The 5743-nt window shown below is 52.6% G+C and carries 7 protein-coding genes; all 7 read left to right on the top strand.

The features are described 5' to 3' along the window. Positions 1-508, top strand: a 508-nt coding sequence (locus ACJROR_RS10535; protein WP_406547017.1) for a PD-(D/E)XK nuclease domain-containing protein, incomplete at its 5' end; no start/stop codon positions are given. 300 nt (positions 509-808) lie between these two features. Then, complete coding sequence (locus ACJROR_RS10530) at positions 809-1351, top strand: hypothetical protein (RefSeq protein WP_406547016.1); 543 nt, start codon at positions 809-811, stop codon at positions 1349-1351. A 274-nt stretch (positions 1352-1625) separates the two neighbouring features. Then, on the top strand, positions 1626-2591 hold the full coding sequence (locus ACJROR_RS10525) for a DUF1189 family protein (protein WP_406547015.1): 966 nt from the start codon (positions 1626-1628) through the stop codon (positions 2589-2591). An 83-nt stretch (positions 2592-2674) separates the two neighbouring features. Continuing rightward, complete coding sequence (locus ACJROR_RS10520) at positions 2675-3310, top strand: hypothetical protein (RefSeq protein WP_406547014.1); 636 nt, start codon at positions 2675-2677, stop codon at positions 3308-3310. Between the two features lie 148 nt (positions 3311-3458). Further along, on the top strand, positions 3459-3896 hold the full coding sequence (locus ACJROR_RS10515; protein WP_406547013.1) for a hypothetical protein: 438 nt from the start codon (positions 3459-3461) through the stop codon (positions 3894-3896). Positions 3897-3930: 34 nt separating this feature from the next. Continuing rightward, positions 3931-4821 (top strand): tetratricopeptide repeat protein, encoded by an 891-nt coding sequence (locus tag ACJROR_RS10510; RefSeq protein WP_406547012.1) that lies wholly within the window; start codon positions 3931-3933, stop codon positions 4819-4821. Between the two features lie 226 nt (positions 4822-5047). Further along, positions 5048-5548: a hypothetical protein gene (locus tag ACJROR_RS10505; protein WP_406547011.1), complete on the top strand. Its 501-nt coding sequence runs from the start codon at positions 5048-5050 to the stop codon at positions 5546-5548. Positions 5549-5743: the final 195 nt, after the last annotated feature.

Below are 5743 nucleotides of genomic sequence, written 5' to 3'. Positions count from 1 at the left end.
TGTTCCGAATGCCGAAATAAAATCAGCTTTGCTGGATATTGTCAAAGAACAGGACTGGTATGAACGCATGGAGACCATAAAGCGTTCCGAGCAGCTTCTGAAAGCCATCAAGGCTCTTGACGGAGACGAAACGGCTCGGCTTATTCAGGAGGTTCATAATTCACCCGCGGTATCAATCTATGATTACAACACCGAGTCAGCTCTTACCTACTGTGTTATAACCGGTCTCATGTGGTCAACCCTTGATGATTATGACTATCACCGCGAGGATCAGGCGGGCAAAGGCAAAGTGGATTTAGTGTATGAGCCAGCAGCGAGAGGCAGAGATCCGCTTATTCTGATTGAGTTCAAATATGGGAAATCCGCCGAAGAAGCTCTTAAGCAGATTAAGAAACAGGAGTATTTCCGGCGCTACACCCAAAAATACACCAAAAATATCATTCTCGCTGGCATTAACTACGACCCGAAGAGCAAGGATCATCAATGCCTTATCGAAAGGCTTTGTTAAAACTTCAATGCGGCCTGATTTCAGGCCTGATTCTTCATACCGGCAAATGCACTTATCACAGGATTCCTGCTCCGTTATTGCGGCGCCTGCCTTTTGATAGCAGTCTCGGGCAGATTCCGGGCCGGGACAGCGACTGAAAGCGGCGATCCCCGGCAAAAACAAGTACCAGGTCACATTACCGGACACAGTTTTATAAGTTACCGCCCCATTTGAGACATAATGGCCGTTATTCCATAATTGTCATTGTTAGCGCAATGCACGCAATACATGGTGACTAGTGATCTTAAAAGGAAATCCGCAATGAACAAAAATGCCGAACTTTTTGAGGCAATGCTCAAAAATAACAAGATTACCGCTTTCCGTCCGGCCGAAGAGGCTCAGGATGAATATCATTCTGTAATCTACCGTACCCTTCTGGATGTAAAGGGCAAGCTCCTGCAGACTCTGGTTATTTTTGATGATACCCCTTATGTGGTTATCAGATGCTTCCTGGAGCCCAAGGCTGTTAATGACGGCAATCGCGTGGCCGTTGAAAGGGAACTCACCCGTCTCAATGGCGAGAACAAGGTAGTTAAGTACTATGTTTCCCCGGCTGAGGACGTTGCAGCCTCTGCCTGCATTCCCTATCTCCTCATGAGCAATGCGGCCAACGACATGTCCAATGCCGCCTCCACCTTTGATCCCAACATCGTAAGACTGATTCTTGATGTGTTCATGAACGCTCTTCCCGAAGCCTATGAGCGTATCATGAAGGCTGTTTACGGCGGCGGCATGACCAATAATGAGGTCAAGGAAGTTCAGCAGGCTGCCGAGGCCGAGCAGGCTCCCGAGGCTGCGAACTAATCGCAGGCGCGCCTCGCTTTCCCCTGAATCAAGGGGGGTTTAAAATGACTGAGAAGTCCCGGATATTTGTTCCGGGATTTTTTTGCGCTTCCGCGCCGGGGCGCAGTTTTCCGGAGCTCTGTTTTCACCTCATGCGGCTTAAAATGCAAAGCCCCTGAGACAACGGCAGGAAATCAGGTACAATATTCTGGTGCAGTATCAGAGCGCAGCATTGTCTGCGGCGTTTTTTCGGAAAGCGGTGTTTTCGGATCGGATCCCCCAGTCGAGATTTATCATGAAGCGATTCTTTAGAAGGATGTTCTACTATCCCATTTTGGCCATTTGCTCCCGACGCTTTTATGTTTCGGTGATATCCCGGTTTCGCGGGGTCAGCGCCAAGTATTTTCTGGAGGCGGTGCTGCTGTCGTCCCTGATTATCACCTGCTACTTCACTGTGACCATATTTTCATATATGGAAAGCGACCTCCGCACCCTGCTTAAGGACTTTCCCAGCTTTACGGTAAATAAAAACTGGGAGTTTGAGTTTCTGGAGGCTCAGCCGGGACAGACTGTATTCAAGGAGGATCAGAATCACCGGAAATATGTTTCCATCCAGACCCCGGAGGGCACGCCGGTGCTGCTTTTCAACCCCGACGGAGCTCAGGCGGAAAGCCAGGATCTGCCCCGGAGCCTCACCGCCGGAAATACTGCGTCAGGCATGGTTTTTCATGTAACCTTCGGCAAGAACCGCGTAAGCCTTTTTAACGGCGTCAATACCACGGATATCTCCTACCGGGAGCTGGGAATCATGCCCGGAGAGGTGATCGACTCCCCCCGGATGTACATGAGATTGCAGTTCATGGCTTATACCATCGCTCCCATGGTCATTTTTATCTCCATGTACATCGTGGTGGCGCTGTGGCTGGCGGCCAACATTGCCGTTACCGCTGCTCTGGGATACGGTATTTTCTATCTCATGGGGGTAAGAACCACCTTTATCACCGTGATCCGGGTGAATGTTTACGCCAATACCATTATACTGGCGCTGTTTACCGCTTCCATGTTCATGTTGGATCAGCCGGGGCTTTATGCAACCCTGCACGGCTCCTATTTCGGCATCCTCCCCCTTATCTATAATTTCTTTGCCGCCAGCGATTACCGCCGGAACTCTCTGGGATCCTCGGACAGTCAGAAACAGAAGCGGGAGACTGCCGGAGATGATTCCGACCAGCGCTCCGGAGGGGGAAGTTTTCGGCCTTAGCGGGGTTCTCTAAGGCTTATTTTACAGGTGTCTCCTCTTCTGCGGTTTATCATATTCCGGAAGCCGAGAGCGAGGTGGATGCCATGGACAGCGGAAAACGAAACATCAGATTTTATTCCCGGGATGCGGCGGGACTTTTTCGGAGGATGGGAAAGGGAGCCGGCTGGGCCTATCATGCGCTGCTGTGGCAGCAGTACTGCGAGCCCGTGCGGCTGGGGCCGTTTTCCCGGAATTCCCTGTCTTACCGCTTCCGGAAGCATCTCCGTTCCGATCCTCTGATCGCCCGGGATATCCCGAATCTCCTCTTCATTTTCGAGAAGGAGCTTAACCTGCTTTCCCGGGAGCTCCGAAAATGCGGCCTAATGAAGCTTCTGGAGGACTACGAGGTTCCGGTGACGCTGCAGAAGAGCATCACCTTGAGAAATCCCGGAGAGAGCATGTACTGGAAGCTCTGGCTGGTTTTTGACCGGACGGAGGTATGCCGCCGTTTTCTGTTCCTACATGAGATAATCTCCCCCTGGGAACAGGCGGAGCTTGCGGCCAAAGCCCACAACCGCCTTCTGAACCTTCTGGCCCATCTGATTGCCGCCTATCGCAGGCTGCCTCCCGAGGTGCATGAGCTTTTTATGATAAGAGGGAGCCGGCCGCAGACGGGAGGCCCCCGCCTCAGCAGGGATTACCCGGAGCTCTGGCCGGACTTATTCATGACGGGGGATTAAGTCTCATGTCCTTTCCGCTGCCGATTTTTTTCTCTTTCTGTTACCCGCCTCTTATTTTTGCTCTCTCTTCAAAATTCCGGCAGGTTTTTCTGATACAATGCCCCTGAAATGCAGAAATGATTAATTAGTCATATAAGAGCTAAATAAAATGTATAAAGCGATAATATCTTTAGTCGCGGGAACGCTGATTTTCGGAACCGGAGTTGCGGCGCGGGCGGATGACGTCCCCCGGGATCCGGCCCTGTTCACTCCCGACGGACACTATACCGAGAAGAATCTTTTTCTGAACATCCTGCCCCGGGAGCGGGAGGGGCGGCAGTTTCCCCTCAGGGTTTCCGAGGATGTGGTGCTTTCTGACATCTCCGCCGGCCCCGGCAGCGTCATTACCAATGTTTTCCGGCTCAGCAAAAAGGTGTCCGGAGATCATACCCCCTATGGCGTCCTTAAGAATATCTGCCAGAACCAGGCTCTGAGAAGCAGCATGGTGGACAAACTGGACAGCTACCGCTTTATCTATTACGAGGAGGAACGGTATCTTTTCAGCGTGGATGTGACCTCTGAGCACTGCAAAAGCAACGGCTGGTAAAAAAACGAAGGACAGAGAAAAAAGGAGTTCGCCTATGAGCGATGAGAATGCAAGCGCTGCGAAAACATCAGATACTGAAGCGTTACAGGCCCAAGCCGCCGCCGCATATGAAAAGCTTGACCGGAAAGAGTATCCCGAGCTGGCCCGGCGTCTCGCTCTTTTCACGGGCAATGACGCTGATTATGATGCTGATGAGGATTTCAGCGATGATTATGATTACTGCGACAATACCCCTTACAACGCAGCTCATGAGATTATGCTCTGCGATTGTCCGAAGCCTCTTCCGGATTTTATCATTGCGTTCGTGACCGAGCTCATGGAGTCAGAGATCCGGAAGGGGAATGACCATGCCATGAATTCCCTGGGAGCCATGCATTATGACGGCAGCCGGGGCTTTCCGCAGAGCTTTGACAAGGCGGTTTATTACTACACCATGGCGGCCCGGCAGGGAAATCCCTGGGCTCAGGAAAATCTCGGCTACTGCTACTACTATGGCCGGATCGGGGAGCCGGACTATGAGAAGGCCTTTCAGTTCTTTGCTCTGGGAGCCTTCAAGGGCCAGCTGATCTCCCTGTACAAAATCGGGGACATGTATTTCCACGGCTACTATGTGGAACAAAACCTGGAGGAGGCCTTCAGCATTTACCAGCGCTGCCGGGAGGGCTTTAAGGAACATACCGAGAAACGGATCTCCGGCCCGGTTTATCTCCGGCTGGCTCAGATGTGCCTTGCGGGTCAGGGAACAGATCAGGATCCCGCTTTGGCGCTCCGGTATTTTCATAAAGCCGAGGAGCACCTTTTTACCGTGGTAAAGGAGGGCGATGTCATGTACCGGAAGAGTCTGGAGCAGGCGATTTCCGGCGCAGCAGAGGCCCGGGAGCTCCTCCGGAAGAAGCTTCCCGGGGACACATGGGATTTTGATTAGCCCGTTTCCGGCGCTTTCTTCCGGCCCTGACAGGAACCCTGTCAGGGCTTCTCTTTGTGGCTCTCATTCCATTTTTTTTGGAGAATCTCCCATATAATGATAAAGTTTGCCCTGAAGCCGGAACAAATTTTTTCGTGCCGGCTCTTAGTTTCAGAGGCGGGGCTCGGGCAGGGTACCGGAAGGTTTTGGCAAACAAAGAAAGGGGCGAGGAATAAGAGAGGGAAAAATGGCAGTCAGTTTACTGAAGAGATCCGGGAGGCGTTCCTGCTTTTTCCGCGCCTGGGGGCTTATGGCGCTTCTCATGGCAGCGCAGCTTGCGGCCGGCCCTGAAGTTCTGGCGGCTTCCGGAAAACCGGGATCCCGCAAGGCAGCCCCGCAGCAGAGCTACTACACCCGGGCGGAGCTGGAGTCTCTTTACCGCAAGAAGTATGCCGCCAAAATCCCCTATAACTTCAAGTTCGGCCGCATTACGGAGGTGCAGTTTGCCGATGACGGCACGGTATATGTAACCGCCGTGGCCAATCCTCTTTATGCGGAAATGCCGCGTTTTGCCAGAATGATGCTTTTTGAAAGGTACTGGCGGAGCGCCAGAGAGAGCTACTGCCGCAAGGTAGCGCAGAAGAAAGCTCCCTACAGCCGGGTACGCCGGACTGAGGGGGATTTCTATGATGACAGCGGGAGAACGCTCCATCATGTAACCTTTTATCCCGGAATGTGCAGTGAATAGCGCGGTGAGCAGATGGACAGTGTGGTGAGCAGCTTAGAGAGCAGCATGGCGATGAACAGCATAGCGGAGAGCAGCGCATGAGGAAGCTCAGCCGGATTTTTTGCGCCATGTTCCTGGCGGGAGTTTCGGGATCCGGAGCCTGCGGGGAAGAGCCCCTGGCCGGAGCTCCCTCTCTTGACGCCGAAGATGCGGAGT

Origin of the sequence: Succinimonas sp. (genome assembly GCF_045225735.1) — a bacterium.
Taxonomy (GTDB): Bacteria; Pseudomonadota; Gammaproteobacteria; order Enterobacterales; family Succinivibrionaceae; genus Succinimonas.
This window is presented reverse-complemented; position numbering and strand designations above follow the sequence as displayed.